The organism is Profundibacter amoris (genome assembly GCF_003544895.1).
Lineage (GTDB): Bacteria > Pseudomonadota > Alphaproteobacteria > Rhodobacterales > Rhodobacteraceae > Profundibacter > Profundibacter amoris.
In genome coordinates this window covers 2,244,390-2,259,676 of the sequence record NZ_CP032125.1, presented here as the reverse complement: position 1 = coordinate 2,259,676, position 15,287 = coordinate 2,244,390, and the positions used below count along the sequence as shown (strand labels likewise).

General features: G+C 56.2%; 12 protein-coding genes. 7 read left to right on the top strand and 5 right to left on the bottom strand.

The features are described from left to right. Nucleotides 1–5: 5 nt before the first annotated feature. Nucleotides 6–1,784: an SLC13 family permease gene (locus BAR1_RS11265; protein ID WP_118944446.1), complete on the top strand. Its 1,779-nt coding sequence runs from the start codon at nt 6–8 to the stop codon at nt 1,782–1,784. A 23-nt stretch (nt 1,785–1,807) separates the two neighbouring features. Further along, complete coding sequence (locus tag BAR1_RS11260; RefSeq protein ID WP_228408541.1) at nt 1,808–2,470, top strand: M50 family metallopeptidase; 663 nt, start codon at nt 1,808–1,810, stop codon at nt 2,468–2,470. Here BAR1_RS11260 and BAR1_RS11255 read toward each other — a convergent pair. From BAR1_RS11255 to BAR1_RS18310, 4 genes are all read right to left on the bottom strand, one after another. Next, nucleotides 2,442–3,785, bottom strand: coding sequence for an HlyD family type I secretion periplasmic adaptor subunit (locus BAR1_RS11255; protein WP_118943109.1), 1,344 nt, complete (start codon nt 3,783–3,785; stop codon nt 2,442–2,444). The two genes, BAR1_RS11260 and BAR1_RS11255, sit on opposite strands and share 29 nt — an antisense overlap. 27 nt (nt 3,786–3,812) lie before the next feature. Continuing rightward, a complete protein-coding gene (locus BAR1_RS11250) occupies nt 3,813–5,786 on the bottom strand; it encodes a type I secretion system permease/ATPase (RefSeq protein WP_118943108.1) in 1,974 nt (657 codons plus the stop codon). 33 nt (nt 5,787–5,819) lie between these two features. Continuing rightward, the gene (locus BAR1_RS11245; protein WP_118943107.1) at nt 5,820–7,751 is read right to left on the bottom strand and encodes a hypothetical protein; all 1,932 of its coding nucleotides are present in this window, start codon (nt 7,749–7,751) and stop codon (nt 5,820–5,822) included. Nucleotides 7,752–7,884: 133 nt separating this feature from the next. Further along, nucleotides 7,885–8,976, bottom strand: a complete 1,092-nt coding sequence (locus BAR1_RS18310) for a hypothetical protein (protein ID WP_267128377.1) — start codon at nt 8,974–8,976, stop codon at nt 7,885–7,887. Between BAR1_RS18310 and BAR1_RS18215 the strand changes: the two genes are divergently transcribed. The 4 genes from BAR1_RS18215 to BAR1_RS11230 all read left to right on the top strand — a co-directional run bounded on the left by BAR1_RS18215 (nt 8,975) and on the right by BAR1_RS11230 (nt 11,501). Then, complete coding sequence (locus tag BAR1_RS18215) at nt 8,975–9,178, top strand: hypothetical protein (protein WP_228408540.1); 204 nt, start codon at nt 8,975–8,977, stop codon at nt 9,176–9,178. The two genes, BAR1_RS18310 and BAR1_RS18215, sit on opposite strands and share 2 nt — an antisense overlap. Further along, nucleotides 9,163–9,540, top strand: coding sequence for a hypothetical protein (locus BAR1_RS18210; RefSeq protein WP_228408539.1), 378 nt, complete (start codon nt 9,163–9,165; stop codon nt 9,538–9,540). The genes BAR1_RS18215 and BAR1_RS18210 overlap by 16 nt, the downstream gene beginning before the upstream one ends. A gap of 651 nt (nt 9,541–10,191) precedes the next feature. Then, nucleotides 10,192–10,974 (top strand): helix-turn-helix transcriptional regulator, encoded by a 783-nt coding sequence (locus BAR1_RS11235; RefSeq protein WP_162891765.1) that lies wholly within the window; start codon nt 10,192–10,194, stop codon nt 10,972–10,974. After that, on the top strand, nt 10,971–11,501 hold the full coding sequence (locus BAR1_RS11230; RefSeq protein WP_228408538.1) for a hypothetical protein: 531 nt from the start codon (nt 10,971–10,973) through the stop codon (nt 11,499–11,501). The genes BAR1_RS11235 and BAR1_RS11230 overlap by 4 nt, the downstream gene beginning before the upstream one ends. A gap of 5 nt (nt 11,502–11,506) precedes the next feature. Here BAR1_RS11230 and BAR1_RS11225 read toward each other — a convergent pair whose 3' ends face one another. After that, nucleotides 11,507–13,288, bottom strand: coding sequence for an SLC13 family permease (locus BAR1_RS11225; RefSeq protein ID WP_118943104.1), 1,782 nt, complete (start codon nt 13,286–13,288; stop codon nt 11,507–11,509). Between the two features lie 187 nt (nt 13,289–13,475). Between BAR1_RS11225 and BAR1_RS11220 the strand changes: the two genes are divergently transcribed. Continuing rightward, entirely contained in the window at nt 13,476–15,236 is a 1,761-nt protein-coding gene (locus BAR1_RS11220) for a hypothetical protein (RefSeq protein ID WP_118943103.1), read from the top strand. Nucleotides 15,237–15,287 lie beyond the last annotated feature (51 nt).

The following is a 15,287-nucleotide window of genomic DNA, read 5'->3' as shown; positions in this document are numbered from 1 at the left end:
TGGAAATGACGCTGTTCACCTTTTCCCCGACCGCGCAGGCGGTGATCACCCTGCTGGTGGTGGCCGGCATGTTCGTGCTGTTCCTGCGCGAGGTGTTCCCGACCGAAGTGGTGGCGATTGCCGGCGCTGCCGTGTTGCTGGCTTTGGGGATACTGCCCTATGACGACGCGCTTGCGGTGCTGTCGAACCCCGCGCCCTGGACCATTGCGGCGATGTTTATCGTGATGGGGGCCTTGGTGCGCACCGGCGCGCTGGACTGGTTCACAAAGATTGCCGAACGAAACGCCCGGACGCGCCCCGCTGTGGCGATCGGGGCACTGATGGCTTTTGTGGTGCTGGCAAGTGCGGTGGTATCGAATACGCCGGTTGTCGTTGTGATGATCCCCGTGTTTGTGCAACTGGCCAAAAAACTGAAGGTTTCGGCCAGCAAGCTGTTGATTCCACTGTCCTATGCGGCAATTCTGGGTGGCACGCTGACCCTGATCGGCACCTCGACCAACCTGTTGGTGGACGGGGTGGCGCGGGCCAACGGGATGCAGGCGTTTTCGATTTTCGAAGTCACGCCGCTGGGCATCATTCTGGTGATCTGGGGTATGATCTACCTGCGCTATATCGCGCCGCGTCTGTTGCCGGATCGGGACAGTCTGGCGAACCTGCTGTCCGACAAATCCCGCATGAAATTCTTTACCGAAGCCGCGATCCCGCCGGAAAGCGATCTGATCGGGCGCGAGGTTTTGAGCGTGCAATTGTTCAAACGCGACGGGGTGCGCCTGATCGACGTTTTGCGCGGGGATCAATCTTTGCGGCGCAATCTGAAGGATGTGGTATTACAGGTCGGCGACCGCGTGGTTTTGCGCACTGCGATGACAGAATTGCTGTCGTTGCAGCGTAACAAAAGCCTGAAGCGGGTGGACCAGTTAAGCGCGGTTGAAACCAAAACCGTCGAGGTTCTGATCACACCGGGGGGCAAGATGATTGGCCGCAAGCTGGGCGATTTGCGGTTGCGGCGGCGCTATGGTGTTTATGTGCTGGCGGTGCATCGACGGGACAAGAACATCAGCGGACTACTGGATGATCTGGTGGTGCGGGTCGGCGATACCCTGTTGCTGGAAGGCGCACCCGAGGATATTCAGCGGCTGGCGGCGGATATGGGGCTGGTGGATATTTCCCACCCCTCGGCCCGCGCGTTCCGCCGCACCCATGCGCCGGTTGCGGTGCTGTCGCTGCTGTCGATCGTGGGGCTGGCGGCGCTGGGCGTGGCGCCGATTTTCCTGCTGGCGGTGCTGGCGGTGGCGCTGGTGCTGGTGACCAGATGTATTGACGCGGACGAGGCCTTTTCCTTTGTCGATGGCCGCTTGCTGGCGATGATTTTTGCCATGCTGGCCATAGGTGCGGCCCTTGAGGCATCGGGCGCGGTGGCGCTGATTGTGCGGGCCTTGGCACCTTATATGGGGGCCTTGCCGCCGTTCCTGATTGTCTGGGCGATTTACCTGCTGACCTCGGTTCTGACCGAACTGGTGTCCAACAACGCCGTGGCAGTGGTTGTGACACCGATTGCCATCGGCTTGGCTGCTGAAATGGGGATAGATGCGCGGCCCTTGGTGGTGGCGGTGATGGTGGCGGCCTCGGCGTCGTTTGCAACGCCGATTGGCTATCAGACCAATATGCTGGTTTACGGGCCCGGGGGCTACAAGTTCACGGATTTCATGCGGGTGGGGATTCCGTTGAACCTGTCGGTCGGGTTGCTGGCCAGCCTGATCATTCCGTTCATGTGGCCGCTATGAAGGTGGTGCGTGGACATTGGCAGATGCTTGTTATCACGGCGGCAATATTTTTGCTGTGGTTTACCCCTGTCATCATACCGCTGAAAATCCTGATCGTGTTTTTTCACGAGCTAAGCCATGCGTTGGCCGCCTGGATAACGGGCGGATCGGTTGAAAGCATCCGCATTTCGCCACAGCAGGGTGGGGTGACGGTGACGCGCGGGGGCAATGTGTTTTTGCTGATGTCGGCGGGATATCTGGGGTCTTTGCTGATCGGGGTTTTGCTGTTTTTGGGGGCGGTGCGCAGCCATGCCGACCGGATCATGATGGCGGTTCTGGGGGCTGTCATGCTGTTGATCGCCGCGCTGTATATCCGCGATGTTTTTGCGCTGGCTTTTATCACCGGAGGGGGCGTTTTGATGTTGGTCGTCGCGCGGTTTTTATCGCGCGATGTGAATGACCTTGTGTTGCGGGTGGTCGGGCTGACCAGCATGATCTATGTGCCGATGGATATATTCAGTGACACGATTGCGCGCTCCGAAATGCGCTCGGATGCCTATATGCTGGCCGACCGGTTTGGCGGGGCAACGATGATGTGGGGCGGATTGTGGTTGCTGGTTTCGCTGGTGGTGATCGGGCTGTGCCTGCGCTACGGGTTGGGCAGGCACAGCAATATTTCTAATCCTCGCGAAACGCCCTCGACATAGAATCTACAATCGGTTTGGTCAGATACTGGAAGAACGTGCGCTCCTGCGTTTTGATCAATACCTCGGCCGGCATCCCCGGTGTGGGGGTGAACCCCGGTACGCGGGCCAGTTGTTCGGGCGACAGGCTGACCCGTGCCAGATAGACCTCGCGGCGGCGGCCCGTGGCGCTTTTGTCGGGTATAGCATCGGCCGAGACATAGAACACCTTGCCATACAGCACCGGCGTGGTGCGCCGGTTCAGGGCGACCAGACGCACTGTGGCCTCGTGGCCGATGGTGACACTGTCGATTTCGGTTCGCTTGACCAGAACCTCGATGATCAGGTCGGCCCCTTCGGGTAGAATTTCCAGGATAGGTTTGCCGCCCGCGATCACGCCGCCGGATGTATTGTAATACCGGCGCAGAATGGTGCCCGAAACGGGTGCGACAATTCTGGTGCGCCGCATAACATCGGTGGCATTCAAAACCTTTTCCGTGACGCTGTCTATTTCCGCCTGAACCGACTGTATTTCATCCAGTGCGGCCTGATAATAGGCCTGCTTTGTCTGATCGATCTGGCGCTCGTATTTGCCGATCAGGGTTGTGCTTTCCTCGATCTCGGCGGTCAGGCGGGCGATTTGCCCCGCGCCCTCGGCCTTGGCGCGCAACAGGGCGTTGATTTCCGGTTTGCGGATCAGGCCCTTGTCGAACAGTTCGGATTTTGCGGTGTAATCCTCGTTCAGGATGTCGATCTGGGTTTGCAGGGTGTCGCGCTGGATCGAATAGCCATTGATGCGTTGTTCCAGTGCCTTGATGTTGGCCTCGATCAGGCGGATGTCGTTGGCCTTTTTGGTGCTGGACATGCTGAAGTTGATCCGCTGGCCTTCGATAATTTCGGCCACCTTCGGATCACTGGCCTGCACCAGAAGGTCGGCCGGAAAGGGCAGGTTGTCCAGCCCCTGGTATTCGGCCAGCAGGCGGGCGTTGATCGCCTGTAGCCGCGCCAGACGTAACACCAGTTCGGTCTTGCGGGTCTTGGCTGCGGTATCATCCAGCAGCACAAGCGTCTGGCCCGCTTTGACATGGTCCCCTTCGGCAACCATAATTTCCTTGATGATCCCGCCTTCCAGATGTTGCAGAACCTTGTTGCTGCCGGTAGCAACAAAACTGCCCTGCGCGATGACGGCGGCGGCCAAAGGCGCGCGAAAGGCCCAGTAGCCGAAACCGCCAAATGCGGCCAGCATCAGCATCAGCCCGAACAGGCCGATCCGGTTGATCCGGCGGGGGACGTCCTCGTACCAGTCCAGAGGTTGTTGGTAAAGTTGCAGTTCCGACATTGTTTCATTCCTGTTCGGGCGACGGGGTTACGGGTGTCCGATCTGTCCGCTGCTTTCTTCTTTCTGGCGTTTGGCAAGCGCCTTGAGCACTTCGACCCGATGGCCGAACATCGCGATATTGCCGCCTGCCATCACCATAATTTTGTCCACCACGCTTAACAGCGACGGTTTCTGGGTGATGACCACAACGGTGATGTTTTCAGATTTCGCGTGTTTCAGGGCGCGGGCCAGAGCCTGATCACCGGCGGTGTCCAGATTCGAGTTCGGCTCGTCCAGCACCAGCAGGCGCGGGTTGCCAAAGAAGGCACGCGCCAGTGCGATGCGCTGTTTTTGACCGCCTGACAGGGGCGCGCCGTCCGAGGCGACAATGGTCTCGTATCCTTGCGGAAAGCTGGCGATCATTTCATGGACATCGGCCAGTACCGCGGCCTTATGGATCAGTTCGTCAGGCACATCGCGGCGCATTCTGGCGATGTTGTCCTTGATGGTGCCGGGGAACAGCTGCACGTCTTGCGGCAGATAGCCGATGTTTTCGCCCAGCTGGCGCTGGTCCCAGTTGCGCAGGTCCATCAGGTCCAGCCGCACACAGCCCGACGTGGGCAGGATCGATCCGACCAGCATTTTGCCCAGCGTGGTTTTGCCAGCCCCCGAATTGCCGATCACCGCAAGGGATTCCCCCGGTTGCAGTGAAAAGCTGAACCCGTTCAGCACCACGCTTTTTGTGCCTGCCGGAACGAAAAGAAGTCGTTCGATGCTCAGGTGACCTTCGGGGCGGGGCAGGATCAGCCGTTCGTGGTTCAGGGGGGATGACCGCAGCAAACTTGCAATCCTGTCATAAGCACTGCGCGACAGCAGGAAGTGGCTCCAACCTTCGATCGCGCCCTCGATTGGGGCCAGTGCGCGGCCGGCGATGATGGACGCGGCAATCACCATCCCGCCGGTCAGTTCGCCCTGAATGGACAAATATGCCCCCCAGCCCAGTATGCCAATTTGTGTCAGCAGCCGCACGGCACGGGACACAGCCGAGGCGATGATGTTGCGATCCTGCGCCTGCACCTGTTCTTTCAATGAGGCGGCCGTGTCGCGGCCCCAGATGGAAACGGCCTCGGGAATCATGGCCAGTGCGTTGATGATCTGGCTGTTGCGCGACATGGAATCCAGATGCAGATTGGCCTTGGACTGGTGCATGTTGGCGCGGGCAAAGGGTTTGGCCGTCATCTTTTGGTTGATGATTGCGATTACCAGCAGGATCAGCGCTGTGACCACCACGATATAGCCAAGATCCGGATGGATCAGGAATATTGCCATGATAAATAGCGGGGCAAAGGGCACATCCAGAAAGGACAGCAATGTGCCCGATACCAGAAAGGCGCGCAATTGTTGCAGGTCGCCCAATGTCTGGTATTCGCGGCCCGAACTGTGCAGGGCCGCCCGTGCTGCGGCACTAAGAATGGGCGAGCCAAGTTGAACCGCCACTTCGACCGCGGTGCGCATCAGGATAAACCGGCGCACGGCATCCAGAATGGCCTGAAGGATCACCGCTCCGACGATAACCGAAGTCAGCATCAGCAACGTATCAAGCGACCGGCTGGTCAATACGCGGTCGGAAATCTGGAACAGGTAGATCGGGATCGACAGGACCAGAACATTGGTGGCCAGCGTGAACAGGCCAACCAGAAACAGGTTGCGCCGAACAGCGCGGATACCGCGTTTCAGATTGGTTTCAAACCCGGCCGGATCGGTGCGCTTGTGGAATTTGCGGTTGTCGCCGCCGCCACCGCCGCCCGCACCTGCGGCCGGCACACCGGATTTGCCGTTGATTGTGGTGCCCAGTTTTCCTGCGCCGCCATCGCCGCTGTCCCCGCTTTTGCGGGCTGTATCAGGTGCGCGGGCAACGCGCTGATCGGGGGTTAGCCGAAGGGGTGCCTTTACGCGGCCACTGCGAAACACCGGTGGTGTATCATCTGTGCCATCTGCGGGATATTCATTTGTATCTTTCACTGTTCAACCCTTCTTTCCTGCCCGTCTGTTTTTCTAGGCCAAGACCGACTGCATCACATCGGCAGGTGGCTCGTTGGAGATGACCGGCGCAAAATCTGCGTCGCTGCCGGTTTGCGGGCTTTCGATCATGTCATCGGCCAGAAACAGCACCGCTTCGCTGGCCAGTCCGGATGTATCGCTGACAACCAGAGGATCCTCGGTTGAAACAAATCCAGCCTGATACAGCATCGCGTCCGAATATTGGTCACCGCCGACGTAAATGGTTGAATCAATTCCTAAATCTATGATGGAGGCAACGTTGATCAGTGTATTCGCACCGGTAATGACCTCGATATTCGCACCATCCTCGCTTTGAATGGTTTCGCTGGCCAGGGCGACCTGATCGGCGTCGCCAAGGACGTTGACCTGTTCGATTGCTTGCACATCCAGCAGATCACCTTCGATATACAGAACCCGCAGGACCTGTGTTCCATCCATTGCCTCGTCGTTCAGAACACCGTCGTCCACACTGTCCGACCCGCTTTCAAGCGTCATAGCCGTGTTGGCATAGGAATCCGTCATATCCTCGATGGTATTTACACCGCTTTGATAAATCAGCGCCTCGTTCCAAAGCAGGTTGTCGGACCCGTCAATATTGCCCGAGAAGCTGCCTTCGACGTGGATGCTGTCGGTATCCAGCATAACATTGGTTTGCGAGATCACCCACAAATCGATCATATTACCGCCAATCACGATCAGATCATACTGAAAGCCCAGCTCGACCAGGTCGGCCATATTGATCAGCGTGTTGTCCGACAGTTCAAGATAGGTTTCCGTCGCTGAAAAGGTGACGCTGACAACATCATTGTCATAGGCAAAATTGTATTGCTGGATGTAGTTTACATTAACCACATTCCCTTCAATTCGCGTGACGACGACGGTTTCAGGCCCTCCTGTATATCCGCTTTCAGCGACGGCATTTGCAACGGTGGTGATCGTCGAAGTGTTCATCCCGTGAGTTGTAGACGAGATCACGGCGCCCGCTGCAATGTTTGTCGTATCGGTATCATTCCAGACGTTGACCTGACCAACGGCGCTGACCGAAATATAATCGCCCATCACCGCAATGACGGGGGCGTCCAGCCAGTTGGTTGTTACAACCGCCTGGTTAACCATCGTCGAACCACCGGTATTGACAACGTGACCGGGGGCATCGTCCTGGGTTTCCACGCTTTCCGGTGTTTGCTTCACCTCGGGCATGGCGTCTCTCAGGTTGCTGACTTCGTCTGTTGAGTTTCCGTTTTCGACAATTCCGACCGCGTCCTGCCCATGCACCAGATCAATCGTGGCACCCTCCATTTCGGGGGCGGTCGCGTTGGCAAGGACTTCAACTGTGGCAAGCGCATTTTGCGCGATGGCGTCCCCGTTTTCCGGCAGGTCCGGAATTTGCACGATCTGCAAGGTTTCGGCCGTGGTCGCCAGTGCGTTCACTGCGGCGTGAAAGGCAGCCGGGTTAACAAATTCGACCCCCAGATCGACGTTGGCAAAGACATCATCGTCAACCAGCAGGTTTTGCTGGATATTTATCGTGGCAACGGAAGAAGGAGGATGGAGGAAATATGTGAAACTATAGACACCAAAGCCGCCGATCTGTGAATCCAGTGGCAGATCGGGCAGGGTGCCCAGAGCAATTTTCTGGATGTTCAGCGCCTTCACCCCGGCGTCTTGCAGTGAATGGGCGGGGGCAGCGACGTTGAATTGTGCGGAATAGGAATAATTGTTTATGTTCAAACCCGGTTGAAATCCGGTTTCCGCATAAGGGCTGGTCACCTTGACGTTGACATTCATCAAGTCATTTGGCCCATCGGTTTTCTTAACCTCGGCGCGGAATTTGTCATAATCCGAACGTAAACGGGCGGCTTCGGTATTGGTGTTAAATATACCGATAAAATGCGCAATGATTTCTGATTTGTCGTCAAAGGCCATTTCCGTGTCCTACAAATATGAGGTAAATCAGCGACTTGCCCATGGTCACGATGAAAATCCGGTATCTTGTTCCTAATTTATAGCCTGCGCGAAAGAGGTTTGCCGCGCAGGCCGTTGTTATCGTCCGAACCGGTTATCCGGTTGCGTCGTCGCCGATCAGGGTCGAGTCAAGCGACCCGCCAACAACCGTCATATCGACCGAGTTGCCAAGCACATTGGCACCCATTACGATGTTCTGGTTAAAGGCTGTGGTGTTGACAACAGACGAGGCATCGGCTGCCGATGTGCCGGTTACATAACCGTCATCGCCATTGCCCGAACCCCAGCTACCGGCAGCGGTCCCGTTGCCGCCAGCACCCGTCCAGGCCATGCCACCGTCACCACCGTTGCCACCGTGAACGGCCGCATCGTTGCCTCCGGCATATCCACCAGTTGCGTCACCAGCGCTGGCACCGGCGCCAATAGCGCCTCCGCCCATTCCGCCCATGCCACCCATGGCATCTGCTACGCCAACACCGACACCGATGCCGACACCGACACCAGGTCCGTTGCCGCCGTCAGCGTCGCCGCTGTCGCCGCCTGCGCCACCTTCACCGGCACCCAGGCCCAGCCCGGCTGCGATCAGGCCAAGCCCGACACCAACACCTACGCCAGTGGCTGCACCACCGTCGCCTGCATCGGACGAACCGCCGTCACCGCCTGAACCGGATCCGCCACCAAGTCCGCCAAGACCTGCCGACATTGCTCCGGCGCCTGCGCCATCGCCACCGTGTCCGGCATCATTCGAGCCGCCGTCAACGTCTTCAAAGGACCCACCGGTTGCATCGGATTCACCACCGTATGCATCAGCGTAGCCATCGGCGCCATTGGCGTCAGCATTGCCGCCGCCTTCACCGCCGTAACCGGAGTTGCCGATGCCTTCGCTGGCCGTTGCAGTACCGCCATTGGCGTCACCATTCTGGTTGAAGGAACCGTCGTTGCTGACCGATGCATTGTTCAGTTCGTCATTGTCATACAGCGTGTTGTTTTGCGAATTGACAGTGCCAACATCGTTGCCTGCACCGGTCAATGCATCATTCAGCACTGTGTCCAGATCAATATCATTGCCCGGATCAAATGCCATTGGCCCGTCTGACATGACGATATTGCCAATGCTGCTGTTGGTCATGTTGAGGTCCAGATCGGCAAAGTCATTGTCTGTTGGCTCGTAGCCGTCCAGATTCATGCTGACATCCACAGTCACTGTTGTGTCGGATGTGTTGTTGACATCAGTTGACGAAACATTCGAGACATCCGCATTTGCAGAGCTGCTCGAATCTGAATCCGAAGCGGATGCAGATCTGGCAGCGGCGGCGGAATTCGAGTCTGAAGATGACCCTGAATCAGCCCATGAACCGGCGTCTGAACCACTTTGGGAACCCGAGTAGTTTTCATTGTAGTTCAGGTTTCCGTTCAGGTTGCCATTGGCATTGCCATTCAGATTCAAGTTTTCACTGCTTTGGCTCTGACCTTGACCTTGGCCCTGACCTTGTCCTTGACCTTGGTGCTGGCCTTGTCCTTGGCCCTGACCTTGTCCTTGGCCCTGACCTTGCAGTTGACCTTGCAGTTGACCTTGAAGTGCGAAGAGATTTCCGTGACGACTTCCGCTCATAGCGAAACTCCTTTAAATTTGGACCCGTCGATCGTCAGTCTATCCAAAACGACCATTGCGGGTATGATGAAAATTATTGGGTTTAAGAATTCCGGCGCACAAATTATCGGCAGCCGAAACGAATCATGTTTTGGTTAAGCACCCCCTTTCATTGAGCTGTTTTTGGCAACAAACTGTTTTGTTGTTGGAAGAACGCACCAAATAAAAACAGCAATCGATAAATCAAAATTCATAAATAAATGTGGCGCCGCGAAAATTGTGGCGTCTGGAATCATATTGCCGTTTACTAGGTGAAAGAAATAGCTGGTAAAAGGGTCTATTCAGATCGATGCGAAAAGCGGGTGTCTAAAAAATGACACAAAAACAACATGGTATTGAACATTTTTGGTTAAGATATTTGAATTTTTCCGACGCCTGCCCACCCAAAAGGATTGATGTTTTACGCCTCGGCTATCCATTGGATTAGGTAGAATCAGATCTCGGATTGCGGATTGGCCCATTGGATGTAGGCAGGTTTGAAACCATTGCTGGAATGATCTGGTGCTGGTGCTAAAACCATTAATCAAATGGTTAATACCGCCACCTGCAATTATTATGCTATCATGCTGTTAATGCGAGTAGTTGCTGTTATTAAATTGTACTGTTTTTATAATTTGGCCTGTTTTTTTATTAGGCCCCAAGCCGTCAATATCTGGTTATTCTGCCAGATCAGGGTATTCAACAACTTGAACACGCTATTCCCGGCTTGGAATTGTAAATTTAAAAAGGTGGGAAATGGGAAATATTATCATGAAGAACGACCCGGGGGGGGCTCCGGTCGGGGCTGGTGCGCAGAGCGGTGTTCTGGTGTTTATCGGGTCAAGGCAATGTTTTTCGGATGTTCTGTTAAGAACGATTGCCGGTGAATTGGAGAATTCACAAGCAATACGGTTTGATGAACTGTCCGAGTTTCAAAACTATATCGACTGGAACCAGTCTCCTATCGGGTTGGTCGTTGTCGAAGCGCAGCAATGCCATCACGATCAGAAGATATGCAAAAGCATCATGGATACGATGGCCAGTAAACATCCATCCATACGTTTGGCGATTGCCTATTGGGAGGCGGACCTGGACCGGCTGTTGTCGCCGAAGTTTTCAGCCCGGATGCTTGATAGTGCACGGCAGATTGTTCAGGGATATGTTCCGATGAATGTCGGCATTGATATCTGGCTGTCCGTCATCCGGTTGCTGATCTGCGGCGGGGATTACTTTCCGCCCGAAGTGGTGGTCCGTCGCGAGGCGCTTTACCGGAAATGGGACGAGGCCAAGACGGAAAATGCTGATCCGGAACGTGTCGATAATCCAACGGGTCCTGCCGTGAACGGGGCGCGTAATAACCCGCTGACCAAACGGGAAACACAAGTGATCGAACATGTGGTGGGGGGGATGCAAAACAAGGAAATCGCCCGAAAACTGAAGCTGTCCGAACATACGGTCAAACTGCACATTCATCACATTATCTCCAAGATGAGCGCCAAGAATCGGACTGAAGCAGCGATGCGTTATATGAACCTGAAGGGTGCTGCCAGATGATATCAGTGCCGCCCGATGCATCAATAATGCCGGAAGATGCGGGCGAAGCGGCCTTGCAGCAGGTGTTGTTGCTGGTCGGGCGGCTGAATTACACATGGACCAACACCGAAAGCCTGTTGATCCATGTCATCGCCGGTCTGGCGGGGGTGGACAAGGACGTCGCCGTGGTGATTTTCCTGACCCTGAACACCACCCGCGCGCGTGTGGATATGGTGAACCGTCTGGCCAAGATGGAACGCTGCCCTGATGATCAGCGGCAGGCGGTGTTGAAACTGACAACAGCCCTGATGCGCGAGGCGGCGTTGCGTAACCGTTATAACCACTGCATCTATTCCTTTGACCCCGAGGATGGCCAGATCCAGACCATCATGATGCGCATTCAGGACCGCAAGCACGATATTCAGGTGGGAAAAATGCAGCCGGTCGATGATGCGGAAAGCCGGAACATCGAAAAGGCCATCGGGCGTTTGCAGGCCCTGAACCACGATTTCTGGGCGCTGGTGCGCGAATACGGTTATCCGGCCTGAAGCTGTTATAGAGGCCAGAACAGCAGTATCGCCGGAATGCTGACTGCAACCACCAGTATTTCCAGCGGCAGGCCCATACGCCAGTAATCACCAAAGCTGTAGCCGCCCGGCCCAAGGATCAGCGTGTTGTTCTTGTGCCCGATCGGCGTCAGGAAGGCACAGGAGGCCGCCACCGCAACCGCCATCAGGAACGGATCGGGATTGACGTTTAGCGTTTGCGCCATCTGGATGCCGATGGGGGCGGCGACGATGGTGGTGGCCGTGTTGTTCAGCACATCCGACAGGCTCATGGTGACGATCATCAACACGGTCAGGATTGCCCAGGGCGGCATCCCTCCGGTCAGGTCGATCAGCCAGCCGGCAATCAGTTCGGTCCCGCCCGAGGTTTCCAGGGCCGAGCCAAGCGGGATCATCGACCCCAGCAGCACCACCACCGGCCAGCTGATATGGTCGTAAATATCGGCCAGCGGCAGGATTTTGGTCAGCACAAAACCAACCACAACCAACCCCAGCGCAATCGGCAAATAGATCAGTCCCAGACTGGCGGCGGCTACGGCGGCGGCGAACATGCCGATGGCCAGCCAGACCTTTTTTTCGTCCGTCACGGCCAGCCCGCGATCGGCAAGCGGCAGGCAGCCCAGCCATTCGGTAACATCCGCTGCCTTGTCTTGTGGCACCAGCAGCAACAGGATATCCCCCGCCCGCACCACGGTTTTGCGCACCTGTTTGGTGATCCGTTTGCCGCTGCGGGAAATCCCCATCAAGACCGTGCGTTGCCGCCAGCCAAGGCCGATGGTTTGCGCGGTCTTGCCATTGATGCGGCTGTCTTCGGGCACCACCACTTCGACGATCTGCAAACCGTCGCCATCGGCTTTCAGCGCTTCCTGCCGTTTGCTGTCGGCAAAATCCAGCGACAGGGCGGCGCGAAATTCGTCCAGCGCATCGGGGCTGGCCTCAAGCACCAGCGCATCCCCTGCCTGTAGCTTCACATTCTGGGCCGTGCCGTAGCGCCGCTTGCCGTCCCGCACCAGTCCAAGGATGGCAACATCGTTTTTGTCCGCCACTTCGGTCAGGTCGCGCAGGCGTTTGCCGATGTGTTTTGAGTCTTCGGGCACGGTCAGCTCGGCGATATACTGGGCCATATCGGCCATCGGGTCACCGGCTTCGGTCGAGTCATCACCCTGCGGGATCAGTCGCCAGCCGATAAAGGCGACGAACAACAGGCCCGCGATGGCGGTTACCCCGCCGACAGGGGCAAAATCGAACATATTGAACGGCTCGCCCAGACTGTCCTCGCGGATGGTGGCGATGATAATGTTGGGGGGCGTTCCGATCAGGGTGACCATGCCGCCAAGGATGGTGGCGAAGGACAGCGGCATCAGCGACAGGCCGGGTTTGCGACCGGCCTTGCGGGCGGTCTGGATATCGACGGGCATCAGCAGGGCCAGCGCCGCAACATTGTTCATAAAGGCCGACAGCACCCCGCCGATGGCCCCCATAAGGGCGATATGCGCGCCCAGTTTGCGGCTGGAATCAACCAGCGTGCGGGTGATCAGGAACACCGCCCCCGAGCGCACCAGACCGGCGGAAACCACCAGCACCAGCGCCACCACCAGAGTGGCCGGATGGCCGAACCCGTCAAAGGCGTTTTTGGTGGGGATCACGCCCAGCACCACGCCGACCAGCAGGGCGGTAAAGGCCACAAGGTCATAACGGAATTTGCCCCAGAGCAGCAGACCGAAAACAGCGCCGAACAGGGAAAAAAGAATAATCTGGTCACTGGTCACAGGGCGGCTCCTTTTGGGTTTTATCCTTTGAACCCGATTGGGAGCTTAATTGCAATGTCGGGCGGGTTTATGCTGTGGATTCCATGGGGCAAGGGAAGGCTGCTTTTAATTGCGCCCATGTTGTTGTAAGCAGTCGGTATTCTTACACGGTTCTCCAAGTATGTTATATTATTTCAAGGTCTTGCCAATGTCATATCGTTTTTTGTTTTCCTTAATCTCCGCTACACTTTTCTTGTTAACTGCCTGCAAGGAAGAAACCGCCGATGCCATTTCCCGCGTGCATCAGGAATGGGCCGACCGAGTGGCGAAAATCGAATTGATCAAGGATAGCGGGACCCGCGAAAATTTTAGCCGGATGGCGCGGTTTCTGGAATTTATGGAAGTTTCCCGGATCGAGGCCGCAGTCCCGTCGAAGACGACCCGATACACAACGTCTGCGTTGGCACGTCTTGAGGATTATGCCAATCCGGCAGAAATGGCCAAGGTTTTTCTGGGGGCTTTGGTCATCGAGACGTTCTCGAATTCATTGAAGCTGCAAGAGGCGTTTTCCTACCCGTTGCCCTATGAAATGGACCTGAACGAGGTGCAGCTTGCCGATGGTCAGGTTGTTAGGGTCAACAAGGAATATTTCCCCGAGCGCCCTGAAATTCAGGCGGTCAGGGCAAGTTCCCTGATCGAGATGGTCTATGATCCAAGCGGCGCGGTTCCCGAGGGCCAAGCCCTGCCAACCTATGTTAGCGGCACATTCACAACGGAATTGCCGGGGGCGGTTTTACAGGTCGAATTCGGGGCAAACGAAAGCGGCAAGACACGCGAGATTGGGGATTATTCCGTTAAGTTGGTAAAAATGGACGGGCATCAGGTGGCTGTCGAAATCGCACGAATTGACGGAGCGATGCCAAAAATCGAAACCGGATCGATCTATATCGAGGCGCAGGATGAAACCGGACGGTTTCTGGATGATCGCGGCAGTGGATGGGGGGATCCGGAAGATTTCAGCAAACTGACCAAGGCGCTGGATGTGGCTTTGGAAGCTGCGATCAAGGGCAAGTTGATTGAGGCAGACCCCGATGTATTGTTCGAGAAAATCAGCAAGATCGGCGGGCTGGAGGAAGCAAAGGAAATCTATGGGGAAGTCGATTTTCGCGGTACGCCAGACCGAATTCGGGTGAGCCTCCTTGCTCCTGCTGGTGGTGAACACATATCGCGGGAAATCATCCTGCCTGTGCTGGCGCTGGAAGGGTTTCGTTATGCAGAAACCCCGGATGTGATTGCGGTTTCCGGCCCCGTCTTTAACCATGGAATTGAGTCAGTTGTGCGGGATTTGCCGATTGATCTGACGGCCAAGGAAATTGTAACGGGTATTTCGATAGAACATTCCGGTTATGCCAACAGCCTTTCCTTTAACTACCCCGATGTCCAAAGTGACATATTTATTGACGGGTTTGACCGCTTTGATGATCTGGATATGCCTTTGCTGACCCTGACATTTCTGGATGTAAACGGTGATCCGGTCGCCGCGACCGATGATGAAGCCTATGAATTTACTGTCAACCGGATTGAATATGATCCGGCGCTGTTTTCAAGCCCGCCAGTGCGGGTTACAGGCGTGGTGCCGGTGCAGCGGCTGACCAGCATGTCGCGGGTGGATTATGCAGTGGATGATTTGCCCGAAACCTTGATAATCAAGGGCAATATGCTGCTGATCCGTGGCGATGAAATGTCGGGTCTGGACGACGAAAATCTTGCGCTTTTTGCCCGCGATGGCGACGGGCGTCACCTGTTGATGCTGCACCAGGAGATATTGAAAGCAGAAGGCAATGACGGGCTGCGCCAGATCGTTCAATATTATTACGGCGACATTGGCGGTGTTACCTTGCTTTCACGCGGGGATATCGAAACCTTGCCTTATGCCTTTGATGCGGCGCTTGAACCTGTGGAGCGGTAGAAGCATTGCAATGTTGTGCCACCGCGCCCAGTGTTTTATAGAGGCCTGAAA